The organism is Streptomyces sp. NBC_01476 (genome assembly GCF_036227265.1).
Lineage (GTDB): Bacteria > Actinomycetota > Actinomycetes > Streptomycetales > Streptomycetaceae > Actinacidiphila.
Genome location: NZ_CP109446.1, coordinates 8,138,105 through 8,162,899, shown reverse-complemented (window position 1 = coordinate 8,162,899; position 24,795 = coordinate 8,138,105). Strand labels below are relative to the sequence as shown.

Genomic DNA, 24,795 nt, shown 5'->3' with positions numbered 1-24,795 from the left:
CGCAGGTGGCAGCCGAAGGAGCCCGAGTGAAGTCCCCCAGCAGTTCGGTCCGGGACATTCTGGCCGCCAATCTCAAACGGGAGCGGACGCGCCGCGGGCTGTCACTCTCCGAGCTGTCCCGGCTCTCCCGGATCGGCAAGGCGACGCTCTCCCAGGTCGAGGCGGCGACGGGCAACCCGACCATCGAGACGGTCTTCAGCCTCTCCCGGGCCCTGGGCGTCCCCATCTCGGACCTCATCGACGCCAGACATCCGGAGGCCGTGACGGTGGTGCGCGCCGCCGAGGCCGAGGTGCTCAGCGGGGAGGGCGTCGATCTGCGCGCCCTGCAGCGGATCGACACCGGCGGGGTGATCGTGGAGGTCTACGACCAGCAGGTACGCGCCGAGTCCCAGCAGCAGTCGCTCGGGCACGCGGGCACCGAGCACACCATCGTGCAGGCCGGACTGCTGGTCGCCGAAGTGGACGGCCGGCGGGTCGAGTTGGGCCCCGGCGACTACATCGCCTTCGACGCCTCGCTGCCACACCGTTACGCCGCCCCCGACGGTCCGGTGCGCTCGGTCCTGCTGCTGCACTACCGGTCGGGGCAAGGGGAGCCGCGGCAGAACCCGCACGAGGCGCGCCCACCCCACTGATGAGCCCGCCCCAACTGATGCGGTCGCCCGCCCGCCTCCGGCGCCGTTCAGCACAGCGAACGGGTGGCGGCCGCCCGGGCGGCGCCGAGGGCCGTTGACACCCTCCGTACCTGGTCATAGTCTCAAAGCCGTTCGCTATACAGAACGCAGGAGGCTCGGTGTCCCGCACGCGGCTGGTGGTCCTGGGCGCCGGGATCGTCGGCGCCGCCTGCGCCCGCGAGTTCGCGGTGGCGGGCTTCGACGTCCTCGTCGTCGACCGGGCCGGTGCCGCCGCCGCGACCACCTCGCACGGCGAGGGAAACATCCTCGTCTCCGACAAAGGCCCAGGACCCGAGCTGGAACTGGCCCGGCTCTCCCGGCGCCTGTGGCCCGAGGTACTGGCGTCGGTCGCCGAGCGCCGGCCGGCCGGCGCCGCCGGAGCGGTGGCGGCGGCCGAGTGGGAACCCAAGGGCGGCATCGTGGTGGCGACCACCGACGAGGGAGCCGAAGGGCTCCTGCGGTTCGCCGCGGCCCAGCGGCCGGCCGGGGTACGGGCCGAGGTCCTGGACGCCCGGGCGCTCCGCGCGGCCGAGCCCTTCGTGACCGAACGCCACACCGCCGCGATGTACTACCCCGACGACGCCCAGGTGCAGCCGGCCGGCGCCGCCGCGGTTCTGCTGCTCGACGCCCTCGCCGCCGGAGCGGAACTGCGCACGGACTGCGAGGTGCTGGGCGCCGTCAGCCGCGGGTCACGGCTGACGGGCGTCCGCACCTCGCGGGGGCTGCTGGAGGGCGATGTGTTCGTCAACGCGGCAGGACCGTGGTCGGGGGAGCTGTCCGTACGGCTGGGCGCACCGGTGAACGTGCTGCCCCGCCGGGGCGAGGTGCTCGTCACCACGCCGCTGCCGCCCACCGTCTTCCACAAGGTCTACGACGCGGACTACGTGGGCGCGGTGGGCAGCGGAGCCGGGGACCTGCAGACCTCGGCGGTGGTCGAGGCGACCCGCGGCGGCAGCGTGCTGCTCGGCTCCTCGCGGCGCCGCGTCGGTTTCGACGACCGGACCCGCCCCGAGGTGCTCGCCGCCATCGCCGCGAAGGCGCTGCACCTCTTCCCGTCGCTGGCGGACGTCCCGGTGATGCGCGCCTACGGCGGGTTCCGGCCGTATGTGCCCGACCATCTGCCGGTGATCGGTCCCGACCCCCGGCTGGCGGGGCTGTGGCACGCCGGCGGTCATGAAGGGGCCGGCATCGGCCTGTCCGTCGGCACCGCACGGCTGCTGCGTGACCTGCTGCTGGGGGAACCGCCGGCCATGGACGCCACCGCGTTCCGGGTGGACCGTCCCGCCGTACTGGCCGGCGGCACCGCGCAGGACGGCCACGGGGAGACCACGACCGAGGAGGAATCATGAGTCCGAGGCTCGTACCCGCTGCGTCCGATCCGGTACGGCGCCGGGACCGGCCGCTCGGCATCACCGTCGACGGTGTGCCGCTGTCCGGTGTGGCGGGCCAGAGCCTGGCCGGGGTGATGCTGGCGGCCGGCCGGACGTCCTGGCGGACCGGCCGGTCCGGCGCCCCCCGGGGAGTATTCTGCGGCATCGGTGTCTGCTTCGACTGCCTGGTCACCGTGAACGGTGAGCGCGACGTGCGTGCCTGCCTGCGCCGCGCCCGGGACGGCGACGCGGTGCTCACCCAGTCCCGGGCCGCGGCCCCCGCGGCCGGTGGGGAGGGCCGGTGACACGCCGTCAGGTGGTCGTGGTGGGGGCAGGTCCCGGCGGTCTCGCGGCGGCGGGCGCCGCGCTGGCGGCCGGCGCCGAGGTGACCTTGATCGAGGCGTCGGAGCGGCCCGGCGGCCAGTACCACCGCATGCTGCCCGAAGCCTACGAGGCGGACCGTCCGGAGGCCGTGCAGCACGGCCACCGTTCTTTCGACAGCGCCGCCCGCCGGGTGCTGGGGCATCCGCGCTGCTCCTGGTGGGCGGGCAGTTCGGTCTGGGCGCTGGAGCGCCGGGAGCCCGGGGCGGCGGCAGGACCGCCGGCGGTGCACGTCCTGCGCGGCGGGCCCGGATCCCCGCGACGGCGTCATGTGCTGGCGCCCGACGCACTCGTCCTCGCCACCGGAGCCCACGACCGGGTGCTGCCGTTCCCCGGATGGGACCTGCCGGGGGTCTTCACCGCGGGCGCCGCGCAGGCGCTGGTGAAGGGGGAGCGCCTGGTGATCGGGGACCGGGTGGTGGTCGCGGGCACCGGGCCGTTTCTGCTGCCGGTGGCCGCCTCCCTGGCCGAGGCCGGGTCGCGGGTGGTGGAGGTGCTGGAGGCGGCGGGCGCCGGGCAGGTGGCACGCGGCTGGCTCCGCCGTCCGTGGGAGCTGGCACCGCAAGCGGCCAAGACCGGCGAACTCCTCTCCTACGCCCGCGTACTGGGCCGCCACCGGGTCCCCTGCCGGCTGGGCAGAGCGGTCGTCGAGGCGCGTGGCGGCGACCGGGTCGAGGAGGTCGTCACCGCCGGGGTACGGGCCGACTGGTCGGTGGTGCCGGGCACCGAACGGGTGACGGCCGTGGACGCCGTCTGCGTCGGCCACGGCTTCACCCCGCGGCTGGAACTCGCGGTGGCCGCCGGGTGCGCGCTGCGGCCGGTGCCCGGCGGCACCTCGGCCGAGGCGTTCGTCGCGGTGGACGACGACCAGCTCACCAGCTGCCCCGGTGTCTACGCGTGCGGTGAGATCACCGGCATCGCCGGCGCGCCGGCCGCCCGCGCCGAGGGCGCGGTGGCGGGCTGGGCGGCCGGCGGCGGCGACCGGGCGGCCCGCCCGCTCAGCGCGCTGCGCGCACAGCGCGACCAGGGCAGGTCATTCGCCGCCCGGCTCGCCCGCGCCCACCCGATCGGGCACGCGTGGCCCGGCTGGCTGCGCCCGGACACGGTCATCTGCCGCTGCGAGGAGACGGATTACGCCGCGGTGTGCGCCGCCGCCACCGATCCGGCCGCCACCGACGCGCGGGTGGCGAAGCTCGCCACCCGGGCGGGTCTCGGGCCGTGCCAGGGGCGGATCTGCGGACCCACGGTCGCCGAACTGCGCCGGCACCCCGGCGGGCAGCCCGGCGACCGCGGGCAGCCCGGCGACCCGGCCGGGACACCGATGCCCCCGGGCGTACACCACCGGCCCGTCGCCGAGCCCATCCGGCTGGGTGAACTGGCCAGGCCGCCCGGCCCGCCGGGCGGACCAGCACCCTCCCCGTTCCCGCATCCCACCCCGAAGGAGAGCAGTTGATGAGTGCCGGCGCAGAACAGGCCGCCGTCCTGACCGGAGTCGTCGTGGCCACCGCACTGCCGTACCGGGACGATCCGAAGGCGCCCGCCGGCCTGGCCGTGGCGTACGACCGCTACGCCGAGCACTGCCGCTGGCTGGTGGACAACGGCTGCGCCGGGGTCGGCCCCAACGGCTCGCTCGGCGAGTACTCCTCCCTCACCGACGAGGAACGCAGGACCGTGGCCAGGACCGCCATCGCGGCCGTCGCCGGGCACGGCAAGGTGATCGTCGGCGTGCACGGCGTGGGTTCGCACCAGGCTGTGCGGTGGGCCGAGGCCGCCGCAGAGGACGGCGCCGACGGAGTGCTGTGCCTGCCCCCGACGATGTACCGGGCCAACCGGGGCGAGGTCATCGCGCACTTCGAGGCGGTCGCCGCCGTCGGACTGCCCGTGATGGTCTACAACAACCCGGTGGACACCAAGGTCGACCTGACCCCCGGTCTGCTCGCCGAAATCGCCCAGATCCCCAACGTCGCCGCGGTCAAGGAGTTCTCCGGCGACGTGCGCCGCGTGCTGGAGATCAAGGAGCACGCTCCGGATCTGGAGGTCATCAGCGGCGCCGACGATGTCGCGCTGGAGAGTCTTCTGATGGGGGCGACCGGCTGGTTCGCCGGTTTCCCGAACGTCTTCCCGGCCGAGTCGGCGCGGCTCTTCGAACTGGCGCGGGCCGGCAAGGTGGCGGAGGCACGGGCGCTGTACGAACCGCTGGTCGCCGCCTTCCGCTGGGACTCGCGGACGGAGTTCGTCCAGGCCATCAAGCTCGGCATGGAGATGGTCGGCAGGTACGGCGGCCCCTGCCGCCCGCCCCGCGGGCCACTGGTGCCGGCCCACCGCGAACAGGTCGAGGCCGACATGGCCAAGGCCATCGCGGCCCTCACCGCCGAAGGGCAGCGGTCCTGATGCGCAGTGTCCGGACCATCAGCGCGGTCGACTCGCACACCGAGGGCATGCCCACCAGGGTCGTCACCGGCGGTGTCCCTCCGGTGCCGGGCGCCAGCATGGCCGAGCGGCGCGCCTACGCCATCGGTCATCTCGACGAGCTGCGCCGGTTCCTGGTGGACGAGCCGCGCGGGCACTCGGCGATGAGCGGTGCGATCCTGCAGCCGCCGATCCGCGACGACGCGGACTGGGGCGTGCTGTACATCGAGGTCAGCGGCTTCCTGCCGATGTGCGGGCACGGCACGGTGGGCGTGGCGACCGTGCTGGTGGAGACCGGCATGGTCACGGTGACCGAGCCGGAGACCGTGGTGCGGCTGGACACTCCGGCCGGTCTGGTGGAGGCCAGGGTGGCGGTGCGCGACGGCGTCGCCGGAGCGGTCACCCTGCGCAATGTGGACTCCTTCGCGCTCGAACTGGACGCGAAGGTGTCCGTGCCGGGCATCGGCGAGGTCACGTACGACATGGCGTACGGCGGCAACTTCTACGCCATCGTGGATCTGGCGGCCCTCGGCCTGCCCTTCGACCGGTCGCGCAAGGACGACATCCTGGCCGCGGGGCTCGCCATCTCCCGGGCGGTGGAGGAGCAGAACCTCCCCCGGCATCCGCTCGATCCCCTCATCCGCGGCTGCAAGCATGTGCAGTTCCTCGCGCCCGGTTCCGACGGCAGGCATTCACGCAACGCGATGGCCATCCAGCCCGGCTGGTTCGACCGCTCCCCCTGCGGCACGGGTACCTGCGCGCGGATGGCGCAGCTGCATGCCCGCGGGGCACTGCCGCTGGACACCGAGTTCATCAACGAGTCCTTCATCGGGACCCGGTTCACCGGGCGCCTGGTGGACACCACCGAGGTCGCCGGGGTGCCCGCGGTGGTACCGGAGTTCTCCGGGCGGGCGTGGATCACCGGCACGGCCAACTACCTTCTGGACCCGGCCGATCCCTTCCCGCACGGGTTCGTCCTGTAGCGCTGTCCCGTGACGGCGGGCCGGCGTTCCCACGCCGGCCCGCACGCTGCTGTGTCCCGGCCGGCTACTCCTCCGTTTCCGCGCCGTCCGTGGACCCGGACGGCAGGCCCTCACGGATGGCGTCCATCACCGAGGAGTCGGTGAGGGTCGTCACGTCACCCAGTGCGCGGTTCTCGGCGATGTCACGCAGCAGGCGGCGCATGATCTTCCCCGAGCGGGTCTTGGGGAGTTCGGCCACCACCAGGAGCTGGCGGGGACGGGCGATCGGACCGATCTCCTTGCCGACGTGGGCCCGCAGTTCACGGGCCAGGTCCTCCCCCGAGGTGGTGTCGGCGGGCTGCTCGTTGTCGCCGCGCAGGATCACGAAGGCGACGATGCCCTGCCCGGTCGTGGCGTCGGCGGCGCCGACCACCGCCGCTTCGGCGACGCGCGGGTGGGAGACGAGGGCGGACTCCACCTCGGTGGTGGAGATGCGGTGCCCGGAGACATTCATGACGTCGTCCACCCGGCCGAGCAGCCAGATGTCGCCGTCCTCGTCCTTCTTCGCCCCGTCGCCGGCGAAGTACCGGCCGGGGAAGCGCGACCAGTAGGTGTCGATGTACCGCTGCTCGTCGCCCCAGATGGTGCGGAGCATCGACGGCCACGGCTCGGTCAGCACCAGATAGCCGCCGGAGCCGTTGGGCACCGGGGCGCCGGTGTCGTCCACCACCTCGGCGGAGATCCCCGGCAGTGGGCGCAGCGCCGAGCCGGGCTTGCAGGTGCTCACCCCGGGCAGCGGGCTGATCATCTGGGCGCCGGTCTCGGTCTGCCACCAGGTGTCGACCACCGGGCAGCGGTCACCGCCGATGGCCCGCCGGTACCACATCCACGCCTCGGGGTTGATCGGTTCGCCGACCGAGCCGAGCAGGCGCAGCGACGTCAGGTCGTAGCGGCCCGGTATCGCGTCGCCCCACTTCATGAAGGTGCGGATCGCAGTGGGCGCGCAGTACAGGATGCTCACCTTGTACTTCTGCACGAGCTCCCACCAGCGGCCCTGGTGCGGGGTGTCGGGCGTGCCCTCGTAGAGCACCGAGGTGACACCGTTGGCCAGGGGGCCGTAGACGATGTAGGAGTGGCCGGTGACCCAGCCGATGTCGGCGGCCGTCCAGTACACGTCGCGGTCCGGTTTGACGTCGAAGACCGCCCAGTGCGACCAGGCGACCTGGGTGAGGTAGCCGCCGGTGGTGTGCAGGATGCCCTTGGGCCGGGCGGTGGTCCCGGAGGTGTACATGATGTAGAGCGGGTGTTCGCTGTCGAAGGCCGCCGGCTCGTGCTCGGCGGACTGCGCGGCCACCACGTCGTGCCACCAGATGTCACGGCCGTCGGTCCAGGCCACGTCCTGGCCGGTGCGGCGGACCACCAGGACGCTGCGGACGTCGGGGCACTGCTCCACCGCTTCGTCCACCGCGGGCTTGAGCGCCGACGGGGCGCCCTTGCGGTAGCCGCCGTCGGCGGTGATCACCACCCGTGCGTCGCAGTCGAGGATCCGGCCGCGCAGCGCCTCGGCCGAGAAACCGCCGAAGACCACGGTGTGCGGGGCGCCGATCCGGGCGCAGGCCAGCATCGCGACGACCGTCTCCGGGATCATCGGCAGGTAGATCGCGACCCGGTCGCCCGGCTCCACGCCGAGGGCGAGCAGGGCGTTCGCAGCCTGGCAGACCTCGTCCTTGAGGCCGGCGTAGGTCAGCGTCCGGGTGTCGCCCGGCTCGCCCTCCCAGTGGAAGGCGACTCGGTCACCGTGCCCGGCACTCACGTGCCGGTCCAGGCAGTTGTAGGCCACGTTGAGACGGCCGCCGACGAACCAGCGGGCGAACGGCGCCCCGCTCCAGTCGCGTACCTGCCGCCACGGCTGCGCCCAGTCCAGCCGGGCCGCCTGGGTGGCCCAGAACGCCTCGCCGTCCGCGGCGGCCTCCTCGTAGGCGGCGGCGGTGACGTTCGCCTGCGCCGCGAGCTGCGGCGGCGGTGGGAAGCGCCGGTCCTCTCTGAGCAGGTTGGAGAGTGTCTCGTCACTCATGAGTGGGCTTCCTCCACCGGCCCGCCCCGCCGGCCGATGGCGACGCGGTCGCCGGCCGCGAAGACCGGGACGACGGCGCGCTTCCAGGTGGAGTTGGTGACACCGGCGAAAGAGGCGTACCAGGCGGCGACCGCGGTCACCAGGCCGATCCAGCCGCCGGCCTTGGTGGTGCCGGTGGACTGGGCGAACTCGGCGACGGTCAGCACGATGAAGGTCGCCGACAAGGTGACGAAGACCGCCAGCAGGGCGCCGGACGTGCGCAGCGCCGCGACCGTCATGTAGACGGTGAAGACCGCCCAGATGAGCAGGTAGAGCCCGGTGGCCTGGTGCGCGGTGCCCGCCGGCAGGCCGGGCGCGACGAACTTGGCGTAGGCCGCGTAGGACAGCCAGAAGGCGCCGTACGAGCCGAAGGCGGTCGCGCCGAAGGTGTTGCCCTTCCTGAACTCCCACATTCCGGCGAGGAGTTGGAGGAAGCCGCCGTAGAAGAGGGCGAGCGGCAGGACGACCGCCTCAAGGCTCGCGTCGATCAGATCGGCGTTGAAGGAACTGAGGACGAAAGTGGTGGCGGCGAAGGCGGCCAGCCCGAGCGGGCCGGGGTCGGCGATGGCCGGCGCGGGGGCCGGGGTGACCGTGTCGGGAGTGCTCATCTGCGGTTCTCCTCCTCGTTGAGGCTCGGCAGCCGGACGCCGGACACCGTTCCGCTGCCTCCGCCACGCTACGAAGAGCGCCGGCCGGGGGGCGAGGGCCGGTACCGGGGGCGTCGCCCAGCGGTCCGGCCGGTTCGCCGGACGGTCCGTCAGCCGCGCCGAGCGGTCAGGCGGCCGGGGCTGTCACGGGGTCCGCTGCTGCGCCCCGCCCACTTCCTCCGGCAGGTGCATCCGCAGCATCACCCGGTCCACGTGCGCGCTGGAGATCCGGTGCCGGGAGAGCAGCGAGACCGTGATCATGACAGTGAAGGCCGCCGGTACGGTCCAGGCGGCCGGCTGTTCGAGCAGGGTCGCCGCCCAGCCGCGGCCCGGTCCGCGCACGCTGGTCACCACCACCGCGACCGCGGCCAGTCCGCCGCCGGTGATCAGACCGCACAGGGCGCCCAGATCGGTCAGGCCGCGCCACCAGATGCCGAGCACGAGCAGCGGGCAGAAGGAGGAGGCGGCGACCGCGAACGCCAGCCCGATGGCGTCGGCCACCGGCAGCCCCGAGGTCGCCGTCGCCATCACCAGCGGGGGCACACCGGCCGCCAGCGAGGCCCACCGGAAGCCGCGGGTCGAGCCGCGCAGCAGATCCTGGGCGACCACCCCGGCCACCGAGACGATCAGCCCCGAGGCGGTGGAGACGAAGGCGGCGAACGCGCCCGCGGCGGCCAGCGCGGCGAGCAACTGCCCGCCCAGGCCCGCGCGGGCGATCTGCGGCAGCACCAGGACGGCAGTGTCGGTCTGCCCGGTGAGCAGCAGTTGCGGTGCGAGCACTCTGCCCAGTGCGCCGTAGACCGTCGGCAGCAGATAGAAGACGCTCAGCAGTACCAGGACCAGCAGGGTCGTCCGGCGGGCCGCGTGGCCGTCGGGGTTGGTGTAGAAGCGGACCAGCACATGCGGCAGGCCCATGGTGCCGAGGAAGGTGGCCAGCAGGATCGAGTACACCGCGTACAGCGGGTGCGAGCGTCCGCCGGCACCGGAGAGCGGGGCGGCCCACTGCGCGCCGGTGGCGGGGGTGAGGTCCACCTGGTGCGGGACGGCCGCGCCCGCCGGGAAGGTCAGTTCGGCGCCCGCCGCGACCGTGTGGTCGCCGTCCCCGAGCTGGACCCGCTCCCCCGCCGGGCCGTGCGCGAGGCCGTCGAGACCGCCGCGGACCTGGACGGTGACCGGGGAGCGCACGTCGAAGCGGACCGGGTCCTGGACGCGTACGACCGTGGTGTGCCCGAAGTGCGGCACGTCGGGGCCGGTCAGCGCGGGCGAGCCGGCGGACCGCCAGGCCAGCAGCAGGAAGAGGGCGGGCACCGCGATGGCGGTCAGCTTCAGCCAGAAGTGGAAGCCCTGGACGAGGGTGACGCTGCGCATCCCGCCCGCCGTCGCCACGCCGACCACCGCCACCGCGACGACCACCGCGCCGGCCCAGCGCGGGGCGCCCGCCACCGTCTGGAGGGTCAGCCCGGCCCCTTGCAGCTGCGGCACCAGATACAGCCAGGCGATGACGGCCACCAGTACGCTCGCCACCCGCCGTACCGCGGTCGAGCCGAGCCGCTCCTCGGCGAAGTCCGGCAGCGTGTACGCGCCCGAGCGCCGCAGCGGCGCCGCGACCAGGAGCAGCAGCACGAGATACCCGGCGGTGTAGCCGACCGGGTAGGCGAGCATGTCAACGCCGTAGGCGAGCACGAGTCCGGCCACGCCGAGGAAGGACGCCGCCGACAGGTACTCACCGCCGATCGCCGAGGCATTCATCAGCGGCGAGACCTGGCGGGAGGCCACGTAGAAGTCCGAGGTGGCGCGGGACAGGCGCAGCCCGTAGACACCGAATCCGACGGTGGCGGCGAGAACGACGAACAGTGCGACGAGGCCGAGCGTGGGGTTCATCCGGCGCCGGGGCCGGTGGCGGGACCGGAGCCGGGGTCCCCGCCCGTGCCGCCGCCGTCACCGGGGGCCGGGCCTGCGCCTGGCGCGTTCAGCAGTTCGGCGAAGTCCCGCTCCACCCGTTCGGCGTGCCGGACATGGAACCAGGCCGCCCCCACCAGCACCGGATAGGCGACGATCCCGAGCAGCAGCCACGCCTGCCGCAGCCCGAAGACCTCCGCCGTGCGCAGTGCGGGCGACAGGGCGAAGGCCAGCGGCAGGCCGCCGAGCACCACCACCAGGACGGCCAGCACGCCCAGCGACAGCCGCAGTTGGTCGCGGACCAGCGAGGTCACGTAGACCTGGCCCAGGGGCGGCTGGGCGTGCAGGTCGGCGGCCCCGGCCCGCGCGGAGTAGCCGCCGCTGCGGTTGCGGCGCGGGCCGGTGACGGTGATCCGGCGCGGCGGCTGCGGCCCACTCATGACGGACCGGGTTTCTGCGCCCACCGCGTCAGCACGTCCCGCAGCTCCCGGGTGTGGCGGCGGCTGACCGGCAGGTCGTCCCCCGCCACCTGCACGGTCCAGTGGCCGCCCACCGAGCGCAGCCCCTCGACGTGCCGCAGCGCGACCAGGAACCCCCGGTGGACGCGGAGGAATCCGTGCGGCACCCAGCGCTCTTCGAGGACCGCCAGCGACACCCGGACCAGGGGGGCTTCACCGCGGGCGTGCAGGCGTACGTAGTCGCCCTGGGCTTCTACGTACGCCACTTCGTCGCGGGGGACGAACCGGGTGACGCCGCCGAGGTCGACGGGTATGCGCTCGGTGGACAGGCCCGGCGGTGCGGCGCCGGGGGCGGCGCCGCTCAGATCGGCGACCCGGCGGACCGCCTCGGCGAGGCGTTCGCGGCGGACCGGTTTGAGCAGGTAGTCGCAGGCTTTGAGGGCGAAGGCGTCCACCGCGAAGTCGTCGTAGGCGGTGACGAAGACGACCGATGGCGGCTCGGCGAACCTGCGCAGCACACGGACCAGGTCGAGTCCGTCGAGTCCCGGCATCCGGATGTCGAGGAAGACCGCGTCCACGGTCTCGCTCTCCAGCAGCCGCAGCGCCGCGTCGGTACTGCCGGCGGCCAGCACCCGGCCGACGCGGGTGTCGCCGCGCAGCAGATACGTCAAGTCCTCCAGGGCGGGCGGCTCGTCGTCCACGGCCAGGATCCGCAGCGGCATCATGACGCGTGCACCCCGTTCCGGTACTTGGGCACCCGTACGTTGACCTTGGTCCCCGCACCCGGCGCGGTCTCCACCACCAGGCCGTACTCGTCGCCGAAGACCGTACGCAGCCGCTCGTCCACGTTGCCGAGGCCGAGCGAGTCCCCGTCGGTCTCCCCTGCCAGCAGGGACCGCAGTTCCTCCGGATCCATGCCCACCCCGTCGTCCTCCACACTGATCCGGCACTCGGCGCCCGCGTCCTCGGCCCTGATGGTGATCAGCCCGGCGGCCGGCTTGGGACCGAGCCCGTGCCGTACCGCGTTCTCCACGATCGGCTGCAGGCACAAGAACGGCACCGCGACGGGGAGCACTTCGGGGGCGATCAGCAGCTCCACCCGCAGCCGGTCACCGAAGCGGGCCCGTTCAAGACGCAAGTAGCTGTCCACCGAGTGGAGTTCCTCGGCCAGGGTGCTGAACTGACCGTGGGTGCGCAGGCTGTAGCGGGTCAGCTCGGCGAACTCCAGCAGCAGCTCCCGGGCCTGGTCCGGGTCGGTACGGACGAAGGACGCGATGGCGGTGAGCGCGTTGTAGACGAAGTGCGGGGAGATTTGGGCCCGCAGGGAGCGCAGTTCCGCCTCCATCATCCGGGTCCTGGAGTGGTCCAGTTCGGCGAGTTCGAGCTGGGAGATGACCCAGTGGGCCACCTCGCCTGCGGCGCGGACCAGCCCGGCCGACACCTGCCGTACGTACACCGACAGGGCGCCGACGACCAGGCCGTCCACCACCAGCGGCACCACGACGGCGCCGCGCACCGGGCAGTCGATGTCCCCGCACGCGATCGCCCCCGCGGGCACCACCCAGGGCCGCCCGGCCCGTACCGCGTCACGCGCGTGTTCCACCGCCTGCGCCGCGTGCCGCTTGCCCGGGCCTTCCCAGGCGAGGAGTTCGCCGTCGCCGATCACGGCCAGCGCGGGTGTGCCCAGCAGCGCTCTCAGGTGTCCGGCGGCCCGGCGCGCCGACTCGGCGGTCAGTCCGTCCCGCAGCGGCGGCGCGGCCAGCGAGGCGGCATGCAAGGTGGCGTACGCGGCCCGGTCGGCGGGTGTGCCGAAGCCCCGGCGGCCACGGACCAGCCAGAAGAGGGCCGCCGCGGCGCCCGCGATCACCAGTGCGACGGACACCACGGTGATCACCGACCCCATGGTCCGCATTATGGCCACGCCCGGCGGTACGAGACAGGTGCCCGACAGGGGAATCTCGTACGGCCGGTGGTGCGGTGGGCGCGCGCCCGGCCGGTGAGCGCCGGCACGCGGGTGCGCCGGCGCTCACCGGCCGGCCCAGGGGGATGCGGCACCCAGCCGCGCCGGGGTCACCCAGTAGGCTCACGCGTCCGTACCTCGCGCAGGGAGAGCCACGTGAACATCAGCGCCAACACCAGGACCGTCGCGGCCAGGGACCTCAACGACAGCTTCATCGGCCGGACCTTCGCCTACGAGAGTTCCGAGGGCATTCCGGTGTACGGGCGGATCGCCTTCGCCGAAGTGGGCCCCACCAAGGTCCTCATCACGCTGGACGGTGTGCTGCACGAGGGGTCCAGTGTCGTCATGACGCTCGCCCCGCAGGACGAACTCGCCTTCACGCACCTGGCGGGTTGACGGGCTGCCGGACCCGTTCTTGGCACACTGGCGGGAATGAGCGGTCCGAGTACGTCCTGGGGAGAGCCATGAACGACCCGGCAGTGAACTATCCCGGCCTGATCGTTCCGGTCGGCCATGTCGAGCCGGTGCCGCGGCGGGTCCGCGGCCAGGTCGGCGGCCGTACCGTGTTCGACACCCAGCGCGCGCTGTACGTATGGGAGTGGCCCGGCTATCCGCAGTTCTGCGTTCCGCCGGCGGACCTGACCGGCGCGACCCTCGTCGACGAGAACCGCGCCGGGCGGCTGAGCCCCGGCCCCGCGCGCCGGCACGCCCTCCAGGTGGGCGCCGACACCCGGGCCGGCGCCGCCTGGGTCTGGTCCGAGGGCGCACCCGAACGGCTGATCGGCACCGCGCGCTTCCGCTGGGAGGCCGTCGACGCCTGGTTCGAGGAGGACGAGCAGGTGTTCGTCCACCCCCGCAACCCGTACACCCGGGTCGACGCGCTGCGGTCGAACCGGAGCGTACGGGTCGAGGTGGACGGCACGGTGCTCGCCGACGCGCCCAATACGGTCATGGTCTTCGAGACGGGACTGCCGACCCGTTACTACCTCGACCGCTCCAGCGTCGACTGGACGCGGCTCGACCCGACGGACACCGTCACCGCGTGCCCGTACAAGGGCCGCACCAGTGGCTACTGGTCCTTCACCGGCGGCGAGGGCACACACGAGGACATCGTGTGGGCGTACGACTTCCCCACCACGGCGATGGCGCCCATCGCCGGCCTGGTCGCCTTCTACAACGAGAAGGTCGACCTCTACCTGGACGGCGTGCTGCAGCCCCGGCCCGCCCCGGTCACCCGGACGACCGGAGCGGAGTCGTAGCAGCGGGTGGGCCGGTCTCCTCCCGGCGGAGCGCTCACCAGCCGGACTTGCGCACCCCGGGGAGATGGCCGGCGTGGGCGAGGCCGCGGAGATTGATCCGGGACAGGCCGAAGGCTCCCTGGTAGCCGCGCGGGCGGCCGTCGACGGCGTCCTGGTTGCGGACCCGGGTGGCGCCGGCGTCCCGCGGCTGGCGCCGCAGTTCGGCCTGGGCGGCGGCCCGGTCTTCCGCGGAGGTGTGCGGGGACGGATGTTCGGGTCGAATCGGCGCTTGTGCGCCGGTGGGAAGGGGAGATGGAGTTGCCGAAGCCGGGCTTGCGAACGGTCAGCCGGCAGTGTGCGGACATGGGTGCTCCACGGTGGGCGGACGGGCCGGGCGGCGGCGTACCGGCGAGGGCTCAGCCGTGGGGGGCGGCAGGATCGAGGGGCGGGTGGGCGTCAAGCCAGTCGGTGATCAGCTTCAGCCGCGCGATGCGCCGGTCAGGACGGCCGCCGGCCGTATAGCCGTGGGACTCGCCCGGGAGCCGGACGAAGACCGTCTCCCGGCCCAGCCTGCGCAGAGCGGTGAACAACTGCTCCGACTGCTCTATCGGGCAGCGCTGATCGAGCTCGCCGTGGATGAGCAGCAGCGGTGTGGTGATCCGCTGCGCATGGTGGAGCGGCGAGCGGTCGAGGAGTTCACGGGCCCCGGCGTCGAAGAGGTCGAGGCCGCCGAACTCGAACCTGTTGACGGTGAACCCGTTGTCCGACGTGCCGTATTTGGAGAGCAGGTTCGCGACCGAACGCTCCGAGACCGCGGCCCGGAAACGGCCGGTGCGGGTGAGCGTCCAGTTGATCAGGTAGCCGCCGTAGCTGCCGCCCGCGAGGTAGAGCCGCCCGGGCAGGCCGGTGCCGGAGCGTACCGTCCAGTCGGCGAAGGCCATCAGGTCGCCGTGGTCGGCGCGTCCCCACTGATTGACGCTCAGGGCGCGGAAACCGGTACCGAGGCCCGCGCTGCCGCGCAGGGTGGGGACCAGGACGTGGTAGCCGGCGGCGAGCTGGGTCTGCGTCTCCAGGTCGAAGGTGTTGCCGAAGGCCATGTGCGGGCCGCCGTGCACCCGCAGCAGCACCCGGCCGTCCCCGGCCGGCGAGCGGTACAGCAGGCCGGGCAGTTCGAGGCCGTCGGGCGCGGGGACGGTGATCCGCTCGGGCGCCACCGGACACGCGGCCTGCGCCCACCGGGTGTTGAGATCGGAGACGGGTTTCCCGTCGAGGTACAGCTCGGTCGGCCGGGTCGCCGATTCCAGACAGAGCGCGACCGATCCGGCGGCCGCGCCGAAGTCGGTCACCGAACTGCCCGGCGGGCTGATCCGTACCGGCGCACCACCGGGCGGGGAGCGGAAGAGGGCGACCTCGTCGCCGACGGTCGCGACGAAGAGCGCGTCCTCCCCCGCGGTGGCGAGCAGTACCGGCGCGGCCAGCGGCCGGCAGTCCGAGAGCAGCGCCCGCTCGCACTCCAGGTCGGCGGCCGGAAAGGCGGGTTCTGCGCGGGCCACGCCCGGCCCCGCCACCAGCCAGACCCGTGGCGGTGTCGCGCTCTGGCCTGCCGCGTCGCTGGCCAGCGCGAGTACGGTACCCGCCGCGGTGACCGCCACCGCCTGGACCGGTGAGGAGCAGTGCCACAAGGTCTCCTCCGGTCCGCCGTCAAGGGCGAGCCGGCGCAGGTCGCAGCCCGGTTCGGGCAGGTCGCTGTGGCGGGGCGCCGCGGCGTAGTAGGCGTACTGGCCGTCGCAGGCGGGAGCGCGCAGCCGGTCCGCGGACCTGTGCAGTGCGGACGCGGCGCCGTCGAGGCCGAGAAGCCACAGTTCGCCGGTGGGTTCGAGCGGTCCCGCCGCGCCGTCGGACTTGTAGCGGAGCCAGTCGATGACCACCGGCGCGCCCTCGGGGTGAGGGGCGGGTCGTTCGGCGAGCACCAGCAGGCGGTCCGGGCCGAGCCAGACCGCCGCGGTGGGCCGGGCGTCGGGACCGTCCAGTGCGCGGGGGGTGCCAGTGCCGTCCGCCGGGACGACCCACAGGCGGCGCTCGCCGCCGCGGTCGCTGAGAAAGGCGAGGTGGGTGCCGTCAGGCGAGAAGCGGGGCAGGGTGTCCGACCAGGGTCCGGCGTCGGTCAGCGGCTCGGCGGGGCGGTCGGCGGTGAAGGTCCACAGGCGGCTGCGGTAGCGCAGCGATTCCGGATCGACGCTCTGCACGGCCGCCACCACCCGGCCGCCGGCCGGGTGGACGGCGGGCGAACCGACGAGGCGGAGCGCGGTGAGATCCTGCGGGGTCACCGTCATCCCTGTGCCTCCCGGAACGCCTCGCCGGCCGCCGCGACCAGTTCGGGCCTGGTGAACAGAGCCGTCAGCACGGTGGCGAGCAGGGCGGCGCCGTCCAGCACCGCGGCGTCACCGCCCTGCTCCACCGCCGCCTGTTCGAACTCCCTGGTGTGGATGGCGGTACCGGGCGCGGCGCAGATGTAAGGGTGCAGCGCGGGGACACGCCGGCTGACGTTGCCCATGTCGGTGGAGCCGGCCGGGCCGGCCCAGCCGGTCCCCGGGCTGATCGGGCGGCCGAGCGCCGCGAACGTCCCGGCGGCCAGGTCCGCGAGTACCGGGTTGGGCAGCACCGGGTCGTAGGCCGGTGCGGGCTCGGTCAGTTCTGCGGTGGTGCCGGTGGCGAGCGCGGCGCCCAGCACGCAGTCCCTGACCGCTTCGTACAGCCGCCCGCGCAGGTAGTCGTGTTCGGCCGACCGGACGAAGAGCTCCACCCGGGTCCGTTCCGGGATGACGTTGATCGACTGGCCGCCCTCGGCGACCCTGGCGTGGATACGGGAATCCGGACGGACCTGCTGGCGCAGCAGGCCGATCGCCACCAGCAGGAGTGTCGCCGCGTCGAGGGCGTTGCGGCCGCCTTCCGGTGCGGCGGCGGCGTGGGAGGCCCGTCCGTGGAAGACCGCTTCGAGGGAGAGCCGGCCCAGGTTGGTCCTGGACACCGCGTCGAAGCCGGCCGGGTGGGTCATCACGGCCGCGTCGACACCGTCGAGGGCCCCGGCCTCGATCAGCCTGACCTTGCCGCCGCCGCCCTCCTCCCCCGGGCTGCCGAGCACCACCAGGCGCCCGGCCGCGCCATGCGCGGCCAGCAGCGCGGCGGTGGCGAGCGCGCCGCCGGCGCCCGCGGCGGCGATGATGTTGTGCCCGCAGCCGTGTCCGAGGCCCGGGAGCGCGTCGTACTCGCAGAACACCGCGAGCGTCGGGCCGCCCTGGCCGAAGACCCGGGTCGCCCGGAAGGCGGTCGGCATGCCGCCGATCCCCGGCTCGACGGCGAACCCGCCGGCGCCCAGCACGGCGGTCAGCCGGGCGGCGGCCGCGTGCTCGGCGAAGCGCAGTTCGGGCTCGGCGTGGATGGCGTGACTGAGCGCCAGCAGCGCCGGACGGTGCGGCTCGACGCGGGCGCGTGCCTCGCCGGCGAGCGAAGCGATCCACTCGCCGTTCACGCGGCCACGTCCGCGGTCTCGGCGTAGTGGCACGCCGCGGTTCTGGTCCCGCCTCCGACCGGCCGCAGGACCGGCTCCTCGGTGCGGCAGCGGTCGGCGGCCAGCGGGCAGCGGGTGGAGAAGACACATCCCGCCGGCCGCTCCAGCGGGCTCGGCAGCTCACCGATGCCGATCGCGGGCACCGCCCGCCGGCCCCGGTCGCCGGCCCGTGGGCGCGGTACCGCGGCGAGCAGGAGCTGGGTGTACGGGTGGCGGGGATCGGCGAAGAGGCTCTCGGTGGGGCCCTGTTCGACGACCTTCCCCAGGTACATCACCGCGGTCTCGTGGGCGAGATAGCGGACCAGGGCCAGGTCGTGGCTGATGAAGAGGTAGGCCAGGCCCAGTTCGCGCTGGAGCCGGCTGAGCAGGTTGACGACCTGGGCCTGCACCGACACGTCCAGGGCGGAGACCGCTTCGTCGCAGACCACGAACTTCGGGTCGAGCGCGATGGCCCGGGCGATGGCGACGCGCTGCCGCTGGCCGCCGGAGAGTTCGTGCGGATACCGCTCGGCGTAGTCCGGGGAGAGGTTGACCAGGTCGAGCAGATCGCGGACCGACCGGGCCTTCGACGGGCCGATGCCGTGCACCCGCGCGGGCTCCGAGAGGATCTGCCCGATCCGCATCCGCCCGTTGAGGGAGTCGTACGGGTCCTGGAAGACCGGCTGGATGTCGCGCCGGACACGGCGCAGATCGGCGGCGGAGAGCCGGTTGAGGTCGCGGCCCGCCACCGTGACGGTCCCCTCGCTGGGGCGTTCCAGGGCGAGCAGCAGCCGGCCGGTGGTGGACTTTCCGCAGCCGGACTCCCCGACGACGGCGACGATCCGGCCGGCGCCGACGGTGAGGTCCACGCCGTCCACGGCGGTCAGAACGCGCTTGCCGGTGCGGGTTCGCACGGGATAGCGCTTGGTCAGCCCACGGGCCTCTACGAGCGGCGGGGCGGGCACGGCGTTCACTTGGCTGCCTCCTCGACCGCACGGGACGGTCCCTCGACGTGTTCGGGATACCAGCAGGCGACCGCGGACTCGCCCCCGGCGACCGCCGCCAGCGGGGGCCGTTCACGGCACGTGTCCCGGCTCTTGGGGCAGCGGTCCCGGAACGGGCAGCCGGCGTCGCGCTCGCCCAGCGGCGGCACCCGCCCGGCGATGGTGGGCAGTTCGCCGGCTCGCGGCACATCGGGGTCGGGCACCGAGGCCAGCAGCGCCGAGGTGTAGGGGTGGTGCGGCCGCTCCAGTACCTCCGCGATCGGACCGCTCTCCACCACGGCGCCCGCGTACATCACCACCACCTGGTCGGCGATCTCGGCCACCACGCCCATGTCGTGGGTGATGAAGAGCACGGCCGCGTCCCGGGTGGACTCCCGCAGCAGCGCGAGCACCTGGGCCTGGACGGTGACGTCGAGCGCGGTGGTCGGCTCGTCCGCGATCACCAGGTCGGGGGAACCGGCCAGCGCGATGGCGATCATCACGCGCTGCCGCATGCCGCCGGAGAGCTGGTGCGGATGGCTCCTGGCCCGCTGGGCGGCGTCCGGGACGCCGACCGCCGCCAGCAGGTCCACCGCCCGCTTCCGCCGCTCGGCGCGGCGGTGGGTGCGGTGGATGGCCATCACCTCCTCGATCTGCGCTCCGACGGTCATCAGCGGGTTGAGGGCGGTCGAGGCGTCCTGGAAGATCATGCCGACCAGGTCGCCGCGGATCTTGCGCAGTTGCCGCTCGGAGCGTCCGATCAGCTGGACCCCGCCGAGTTCGGCGGAACCGGTGACCGTCGCCCCGGCGGGGAGCAGGCCGCCGAGCGCGAGGGCGCTGAGCGTCTTGCCGCAGCCGGACTCGCCGACGACGGCGACCGTCTCCCCCCGCCGGGCGCGCAGCGTGAGCCCGGTGACGGCGTCCATCCCGGGCCCGAAGGAGACCCTCAGGTCCGTCACGTCGAGCAGCGTCTCGTTCATCGCGGCCAGCCGATCGTGTCCAGGGGCGCCTCGGTGGCCGGAGCACCGGGTCCGAGGGCCAGGTGGTGCGCGGCGAGTTCGCCGACGGTCCCGATCCACACGTCGCCCGCGGCCTGCGCGTGGTGGATCAGGTCGGCCAGCCGCCGCACCCGGGCGGGGTGGCCGGAGAGCCAGGGGTGCATCGTCAGGTTGACGAGCGTGCCGGACGCACGGGCTCCGTCGAGTTCGGCGCGCCATGCGGCGTACAGCGCGTCCGCCCCGGCGGGCGGGCGGCTTTCGGCGCCGGTGTAGCGGTAGTACACGGCGTCGTCGGTGGCCCAGTCCACGGGCACTTCGACCAGTTCGCCGATCCGGTAGGGCCGGTCGTCGCCCATCAGGGAACTGTCGTGGGTGACACCGAGACCGGCGAGGACGCCGAAGGCAGCGGGGGCCATCCGGAAGCTCGGCGAGCGGTAGCCGGTGGGACGGCTGCCGGAGATCTCGCCGAGCAGGTCCGCGGCGCGGGTCAGGGTGTCCCGCAGTTCGGCGTCGCTGAGGGCGGCGGGCGGCTCGTGGAGCCAGCCGTGCAGCGCCAGTTCGTGGCCGGCCCGGTGCACGTCCTCGACGGCGCCCCGGTAATTCTGCGCGATCCAGCCGGGGACGAAGAAGGTCGAGCGGATGCCGGCCCGGCCGAGGACGTCCAGCACGTGCCGGATGCCGCGCCGGGGGCCGTAGCGGCGCTGCTCCAGTTCTGCGATGTCCGCCGGCGGGTCGTTCCGCTGCCGCCACAGCAGCGGCGACTCGCCGTCGAAGTCGAAGGTGACGCAGAGTGCGGCACGCTTGCCCTCCGGCCAGGGGTAGTGGCTGGTCACCGGCCCGCTCCGTTCTCCCGGACGCCGGCTGCGCCGGCCGGCTCCGGCACCGTGTGTGCGCCGTCCTCCGTCGCCGGCCGGCCCTCGTAGGGCCCGGTGCCGCCGTCGGCGGTGAAGTCGTCGTCCTCCTGGACCGGCCGGGCCGTGTAGTCGCCCGCCGTGCGGCCGCCGTCCACCGCCAGCGTGGTGCCGGTGACGAAGGACGCCTCGTCCGACGCCAGCCAGAGGACGGCCGCCGCCGCGTCCCGCGGCCCGGACGTACGGCCGAGCGGGATACGGGCCCGCATGGCGGAGATGTGCTCCCGGGAGAGCGAGTTCACCTCGCTGCCGGGCGCGAAGCCCGGCTGGACCGCGTTGATCCGGATGCCGTGCCGGGCGACTTCCAGTGCCATGCTCCGGGTCAGTGATTCGACGGCCGCCTTGCTGGCGGCGTAGACCGAACCGCCGGCGCCGGGACGCAGGGCCGCGCCCGAGCTGATGTTGACGATCCGGCCGGGGACCCGGGCCGCGACCATCGAGGCGATGGCCCGCCGGGAGAGTTCGAACGGCGCGGTCACATTGACGTCGAGGATCCGCCGGACCTGCTCGGGTCCGGTCTCGGCCACGGGGGTGCGCGGATAGAGCCCGGCGTTGTTGACGAGCACGTCGGGGGAATCCCAGGTGCCGGCGACGGCGGCGCCGGCCCGGCGCAGGCCGTCCGCTTCGGCGAGGTCGGCGACGACATGGCGGGCGCCGAGCCGGGCGGCCAGTGCGGCCAGCGGCTCCGGGCGTGCGTCGGTGAGCAGCAGGTCCGCGCCGGCCGCCGCGAACGCCTCGGCGATCCAGCCGCCGAAGATCCCGGCCGCGCCGGTCACCACCACCCGGGCGCCGTGGTGTTCGGCGCGGTAGTCAAGCATGCTCCGCCTCCAGCGGGGTGTCGGTGGGCTTTGTCGTCGGTTCGAGCAGTTCGGTCCGGCGTCTGCGGAGCCCCCGCGGGACCCGGCGGCGCGGGTCGAGGCGGTCGCGGACCGCGTCGCCGAGCAGGTTCACCGCCAGCACCAGGCCGAACAGGGCGAAGCCGGGGAAGGTCGCCAGCCACCAGGCCGACGCGACGTACTGCTGTCCGTCGGAGAGCATCGAGCCCCAGGAGGCCGTCGGGGGCTGGACGCCGAGACCGATGAAGGAGAGCGACGCCTCGAAGACCACCATCAGACCGAGTTCGAGGGTGCCGACGACGACGGCCAGCGGTGCCACCTCCGGCAGGATGTGGCGGGTGACGATCCACCGGCCAGGGGCGCCGACCGCGATCACGCCCCGGACGAAGCCGCGTTCGCGGGTCTCCAGCACATTGGCGTACGCGATCCGGGTGTAGCGGGGCCAGCGCACCAGGGCGAGGCAGATCACCACGTTGATCAGGCTCGGTCCGAGCACCGCGACGACGAGGATCGCCAGCAGGAAGAACGGCACCGACAGCGCGATGTCCGCGATCCGCATGATGACCGCCGCGATCCAGCCCCGCCGCCAGCCCGCGACGACGCCCAGCGCGACGCCGAACACCCCGGAGACCAGGACGGTCGCGGCGGCGACGGCGAGCGAGACCCGGGAGCCGAAGATGATCCGGCTGAGCACGTCCCGGCCGAGCCCGTCGGTGCCCAGCAGATGGAAGTGCCCGTGCTTGGCGGCGAACGGCCCGCTGAGCCGGGCCGCCAGGTCCGCGTGGTTCGGGTCGAAGGGCGCGACGAGCGGCGCGAAGACCGCGACGAGCACGTAGAGGGCGATGAGGACCGCCGGGATGAGTCCGCGGTGCCGTCTCATGCGCCGGCCGCCTTCCCTGTCGTGGTGACCCGGGGGTCGAGGACGGCGTAGGCGATGTCGGTGACGAAGTTCACCACGATGTAGACCACCGCCGCCAGGATCACGATCGCCTGGACCAGCGGGAAGTCCCGCCCGTCCACGGACTGCACGGTCAGCTGGCCGATGCCCGGCCAGGCGAAGATCAGCTCGGTGACGACCGAGCCGCCGAGCAGGTTGGCGATCTCCAGCGCCAGCACCGTCAGGATCGGGATGGAGACGTTCCGTGCCAGGTGCCGGGTCACCAGCCGCGCCGTGCCCGCTCCCTTGGCCCGGGCGGTACGGATGTAGTCGCGGTCGAGTTGTTCCAGGACCGCGCCGCGGGTGATCCGGGCGATCGTGGCGGCTGACAGCGACGCCAGGGTGACCGCCGGCAGGATCAGCGAGTCGAAGCCGCTGAAACCGGTCGAGGGCAGGATCTTGAAGGTCACGGAGAAGACCAGGATGAGCAGGATGCCGGTCCAGAAGGCCGGCATCGCCTGCCCGATCAGCACCACCGGCGTCAGCACCCGCTCCGGCCACCGCCCGCGGTTCAGCGCCATGATCATGCCCGCGCCGATCCCGAGCACCGCGGAGAGCACCAGCGCACTGAGCGCCAGGTTGACGGTGTACGGGATCCGCTGGGTGATCAGGGTGAGGGCCGGCTCGTGCTGCACGTAGGAGTAACCGAGGTTGCCGTGCAGCAGGTCACCGAGGTAGTGGAGGTACTGCCGCCAGACCGGGTCGTCCAGGCCCAGTTGGTGCCGCAGCGCGGCGATGTCGGCCTGGCTGGCTCCCTGCGGTGCGAGCAGTTGGGCCGGGTCGCCGGACAGCCGCAGTGCGAAGAAGACCGCGGTGGTGACCCCGAACAGCGCGATGAGCGCCTGGCCCAGCCGGCTTCCGAGGTATCTGCACACCGCGGCCGCGGCGCCCCTTGTCACGATCCGAGCTTCATGTCCGCGACGAAGAAGCTCTGCTGGGCATCGGGTGTCCATTGCAGCTTCGTGCTCGCGCCGTAGATCGCGTCGATCTGGAACAGTCCGATGCCGGGCAGGTCCTGCGCCAGGATCCCGTACGCCTGCGCGTACAGTCCGGTCCGGGTCGCCGGGGTGATCGTCTCGCGGGCCTTGTCCACCAGGGCGTCGAACGAGGGGTTGCTGTAGGAGCTCCAGATCGTCCCGGTGTGGAAGAGCGGGTAGGCCACGCCGTCGGCGTCCAGGCAGGAGCAGGACCACTGCCCGAAGCGGATCGATCCCCAGTCGTGGGTGGGGCTCTGCACCTTCTTCAGGTACGTGGCCTGGTCGGTGTTCTGGATCGACACCTTCAGCCCGATGTCCTGGATGTTCGCCTGGATCGACTGGACGATCTGCGGGTCGTAGGTCGGCGAGGTGGCCATCACGATGGTCTTCCCCTGCGCTCCCGCCTGCTGGATCAGGCTCTTGGCCTTGGCCTTGTCGAAGGTGTAGCCCGGCAGCGCGGTGGGGTAGCCGGTGGCCAGCGGGGTCAGGACGCTGTTGACGGGTTTGGCGTAGCCCTGCTCCAGGTTGCTGATGAGCGACTTGTAGTCGATCGCCATGCTGATCGCCTGGCGCACCTTCGGGTCGTTGGTCGCCCCGCCCTTGATGGTGTTGAAGGCCAGGTAGCTGACGCGTTCGGTGGGTGCGGAGAGCACCTTGAGGTTCGCCGAACCGGTGAGCTGGGTGGCGCTGTCCGGTGTCATGGAGTCGGCGATGTCGGCCTTGCCCGACTTGAGGTCGGCGACCCGGCTGGCGCCGGACGGCACCGCGCGGAAGGTGACGCCGGCGATCTGCGGCTTCGGGCCCCACCAGGCGTCGTTGCGCTTGAGGACGACCTGCGAGCCGGGGATCGACGAGACGAAGGTGTACGGGCCGGATCCGACCGGGTGCAGGTTGAAGGCGGCGTTGCCGGCCTTCTGCACGTCGGCCATCGGGACCACCGACAGGGTCGTCAGATAGCTGAGCAGGGTCGGGGACGGGTACTTGGTGGTGATGGTCAGGGTGTTGCCGCTGCCGGTCGCGGAGGCGATGGCGGAGAAGTTGGCGTTCTGCTGGCTGGCGAGCTTGGGGTCGAGGATGCGCTGGATGCTGAAGGCGGCGTCGGCCGCGGTCAGGGCGCTGCCGTCGCTGAACTTCACCCCGTCGCGCAGGGTGAAGACCCAGGTCTTCGGGTCGGTCTGCTTCCAGGTTGTGGCGAGCCACGGGACGATCTTGTTGGTCTTCGGGTCGCGGTGCAGCAGCTGGTCGAAGATGTTGCGGTACACCGAGTAGGAGTCGGTGTCGTACTGCAGGCCGGGGTCGAGGCTCGCCGGGTAGCTGGCCAGGTCCGCGGTGAGGGACGCGTCCGTGGACCCGGTCGTGGCGGTCGGTCCGCCGGTCGGCGCCGTGGAGCAGGCCGCCAGGGCCGCCACGGCGGTACCGGCCACCGCGGCGATTCTCAGGATTCTGGGGATGCGCATGCTGGTTCGGTCTCCTCTTACGTCCCCCCGCAGGCTCCGGC

23 protein-coding genes and 1 pseudogene are annotated in these 24,795 nt (G+C 73.2%); 8 read left to right on the top strand and 16 right to left on the bottom strand.

Annotated features, from left to right (window positions below; all coding sequences use genetic code 11):
• Window positions 1-26 precede the first annotated feature (26 nt).
• The 6 genes from OG552_RS35410 to OG552_RS35385 all read left to right on the top strand — a co-directional run bounded on the left by OG552_RS35410 (window position 27) and on the right by OG552_RS35385 (window position 5,814).
• Window positions 27-632 carry a helix-turn-helix domain-containing protein gene (locus OG552_RS35410; RefSeq protein ID WP_329140148.1) on the top strand — a complete coding sequence of 202 codons (606 nt, stop codon included), beginning with the start codon at window positions 27-29 and terminating at the stop codon, window positions 630-632.
• Between the two features lie 158 nt (window positions 633-790).
• Window positions 791-2,020, top strand: coding sequence for an NAD(P)/FAD-dependent oxidoreductase (locus OG552_RS35405; RefSeq protein ID WP_329140146.1), 1,230 nt, complete (start codon window positions 791-793; stop codon window positions 2,018-2,020).
• Window positions 2,017-2,346: a (2Fe-2S)-binding protein gene (locus OG552_RS35400; protein WP_329140144.1), complete on the top strand. Its 330-nt coding sequence runs from the start codon at window positions 2,017-2,019 to the stop codon at window positions 2,344-2,346. Before OG552_RS35405 ends, OG552_RS35400 begins: the two co-directional genes overlap by 4 nt.
• The gene (locus OG552_RS35395; protein ID WP_329140142.1) at window positions 2,343-3,875 is read left to right on the top strand and encodes an FAD-dependent oxidoreductase; all 1,533 of its coding nucleotides are present in this window, start codon (window positions 2,343-2,345) and stop codon (window positions 3,873-3,875) included. Before OG552_RS35400 ends, OG552_RS35395 begins: the two co-directional genes overlap by 4 nt.
• Complete coding sequence (locus tag OG552_RS35390) at window positions 3,875-4,813, top strand: dihydrodipicolinate synthase family protein (protein ID WP_329140140.1); 939 nt, start codon at window positions 3,875-3,877, stop codon at window positions 4,811-4,813. The genes OG552_RS35395 and OG552_RS35390 overlap by 1 nt, the downstream gene beginning before the upstream one ends.
• Entirely contained in the window at window positions 4,813-5,814 is a 1,002-nt protein-coding gene (locus OG552_RS35385; protein WP_329140138.1) for a proline racemase family protein, read from the top strand. Before OG552_RS35390 ends, OG552_RS35385 begins: the two co-directional genes overlap by 1 nt.
• A 64-nt stretch (window positions 5,815-5,878) precedes the next feature.
• Here the strand turns inward: OG552_RS35385 and acs are convergent, their stop codons facing one another.
• The 6 genes from acs to OG552_RS35355 form a co-directional block, all read right to left on the bottom strand.
• Entirely contained in the window at window positions 5,879-7,867 is a 1,989-nt protein-coding gene (acs, locus tag OG552_RS35380) for an acetate--CoA ligase (RefSeq protein ID WP_329140136.1), read from the bottom strand.
• Window positions 7,864-8,514: an acetate uptake transporter gene (locus OG552_RS35375; RefSeq protein WP_329140134.1), complete on the bottom strand. Its 651-nt coding sequence runs from the start codon at window positions 8,512-8,514 to the stop codon at window positions 7,864-7,866. Before OG552_RS35375 ends, acs begins: the two co-directional genes overlap by 4 nt.
• Window positions 8,515-8,697: 183 nt before the next feature.
• Window positions 8,698-10,434, bottom strand: a complete 1,737-nt coding sequence (locus OG552_RS35370) for a sodium/solute symporter (RefSeq protein WP_329140133.1) — start codon at window positions 10,432-10,434, stop codon at window positions 8,698-8,700.
• Window positions 10,431-10,892 carry a hypothetical protein gene (locus tag OG552_RS35365; protein ID WP_329140131.1) on the bottom strand — a complete coding sequence of 154 codons (462 nt, stop codon included), beginning with the start codon at window positions 10,890-10,892 and terminating at the stop codon, window positions 10,431-10,433. Before OG552_RS35365 ends, OG552_RS35370 begins: the two co-directional genes overlap by 4 nt.
• Entirely contained in the window at window positions 10,889-11,632 is a 744-nt protein-coding gene (locus tag OG552_RS35360) for a LytR/AlgR family response regulator transcription factor (protein WP_329140129.1), read from the bottom strand. Before OG552_RS35360 ends, OG552_RS35365 begins: the two co-directional genes overlap by 4 nt.
• Window positions 11,632-12,822, bottom strand: coding sequence for a sensor histidine kinase (locus OG552_RS35355; protein WP_443071115.1), 1,191 nt, complete (start codon window positions 12,820-12,822; stop codon window positions 11,632-11,634). Before OG552_RS35355 ends, OG552_RS35360 begins: the two co-directional genes overlap by 1 nt.
• A 204-nt stretch (window positions 12,823-13,026) precedes the next feature.
• Between OG552_RS35355 and OG552_RS35350 the strand changes: the two genes are divergently transcribed.
• Window positions 13,027-13,266: a hypothetical protein gene (locus OG552_RS35350; RefSeq protein ID WP_329140125.1), complete on the top strand. Its 240-nt coding sequence runs from the start codon at window positions 13,027-13,029 to the stop codon at window positions 13,264-13,266.
• 68 nt (window positions 13,267-13,334) lie between these two features.
• Window positions 13,335-14,129: a DUF427 domain-containing protein gene (locus OG552_RS35345; protein ID WP_329140123.1), complete on the top strand. Its 795-nt coding sequence runs from the start codon at window positions 13,335-13,337 to the stop codon at window positions 14,127-14,129.
• Between the two features lie 34 nt (window positions 14,130-14,163).
• Here OG552_RS35345 and OG552_RS35340 read toward each other — a convergent pair.
• The 10 genes and pseudogenes from OG552_RS35340 to OG552_RS35295 form a co-directional block, all read right to left on the bottom strand.
• Window positions 14,164-14,349 (bottom strand): annotated as a pseudogene (locus tag OG552_RS35340) (30S ribosomal protein S14); the annotation flags it as partial.
• Window positions 14,350-14,524: 175 nt separating this feature from the next.
• Window positions 14,525-16,441: a S9 family peptidase gene (locus OG552_RS35335; RefSeq protein WP_329140121.1), complete on the bottom strand. Its 1,917-nt coding sequence runs from the start codon at window positions 16,439-16,441 to the stop codon at window positions 14,525-14,527.
• Window positions 16,438-17,637 carry a M20 family metallopeptidase gene (locus tag OG552_RS35330; RefSeq protein ID WP_329140119.1) on the bottom strand — a complete coding sequence of 400 codons (1,200 nt, stop codon included), beginning with the start codon at window positions 17,635-17,637 and terminating at the stop codon, window positions 16,438-16,440. The genes OG552_RS35335 and OG552_RS35330 overlap by 4 nt, the downstream gene beginning before the upstream one ends.
• The gene (locus OG552_RS35325; protein WP_329140117.1) at window positions 17,634-18,629 is read right to left on the bottom strand and encodes an ABC transporter ATP-binding protein; all 996 of its coding nucleotides are present in this window, start codon (window positions 18,627-18,629) and stop codon (window positions 17,634-17,636) included. The genes OG552_RS35330 and OG552_RS35325 overlap by 4 nt, the downstream gene beginning before the upstream one ends.
• Window positions 18,626-19,618: an ABC transporter ATP-binding protein gene (locus OG552_RS35320; RefSeq protein ID WP_329140115.1), complete on the bottom strand. Its 993-nt coding sequence runs from the start codon at window positions 19,616-19,618 to the stop codon at window positions 18,626-18,628. The genes OG552_RS35325 and OG552_RS35320 overlap by 4 nt, the downstream gene beginning before the upstream one ends.
• Window positions 19,615-20,469, bottom strand: coding sequence for a polysaccharide deacetylase family protein (locus OG552_RS35315; protein ID WP_329140113.1), 855 nt, complete (start codon window positions 20,467-20,469; stop codon window positions 19,615-19,617). Before OG552_RS35315 ends, OG552_RS35320 begins: the two co-directional genes overlap by 4 nt.
• Window positions 20,466-21,365: an SDR family NAD(P)-dependent oxidoreductase gene (locus tag OG552_RS35310; protein WP_329140111.1), complete on the bottom strand. Its 900-nt coding sequence runs from the start codon at window positions 21,363-21,365 to the stop codon at window positions 20,466-20,468. Before OG552_RS35310 ends, OG552_RS35315 begins: the two co-directional genes overlap by 4 nt.
• Window positions 21,358-22,263 carry an ABC transporter permease gene (locus OG552_RS35305; RefSeq protein ID WP_329140108.1) on the bottom strand — a complete coding sequence of 302 codons (906 nt, stop codon included), beginning with the start codon at window positions 22,261-22,263 and terminating at the stop codon, window positions 21,358-21,360. Before OG552_RS35305 ends, OG552_RS35310 begins: the two co-directional genes overlap by 8 nt.
• Window positions 22,260-23,219 carry an ABC transporter permease gene (locus tag OG552_RS35300; RefSeq protein WP_329140106.1) on the bottom strand — a complete coding sequence of 320 codons (960 nt, stop codon included), beginning with the start codon at window positions 23,217-23,219 and terminating at the stop codon, window positions 22,260-22,262. The genes OG552_RS35305 and OG552_RS35300 overlap by 4 nt, the downstream gene beginning before the upstream one ends.
• Window positions 23,216-24,754, bottom strand: coding sequence for an ABC transporter substrate-binding protein (locus tag OG552_RS35295; RefSeq protein ID WP_329140104.1), 1,539 nt, complete (start codon window positions 24,752-24,754; stop codon window positions 23,216-23,218). The genes OG552_RS35300 and OG552_RS35295 overlap by 4 nt, the downstream gene beginning before the upstream one ends.
• Window positions 24,755-24,795: the final 41 nt, after the last annotated feature.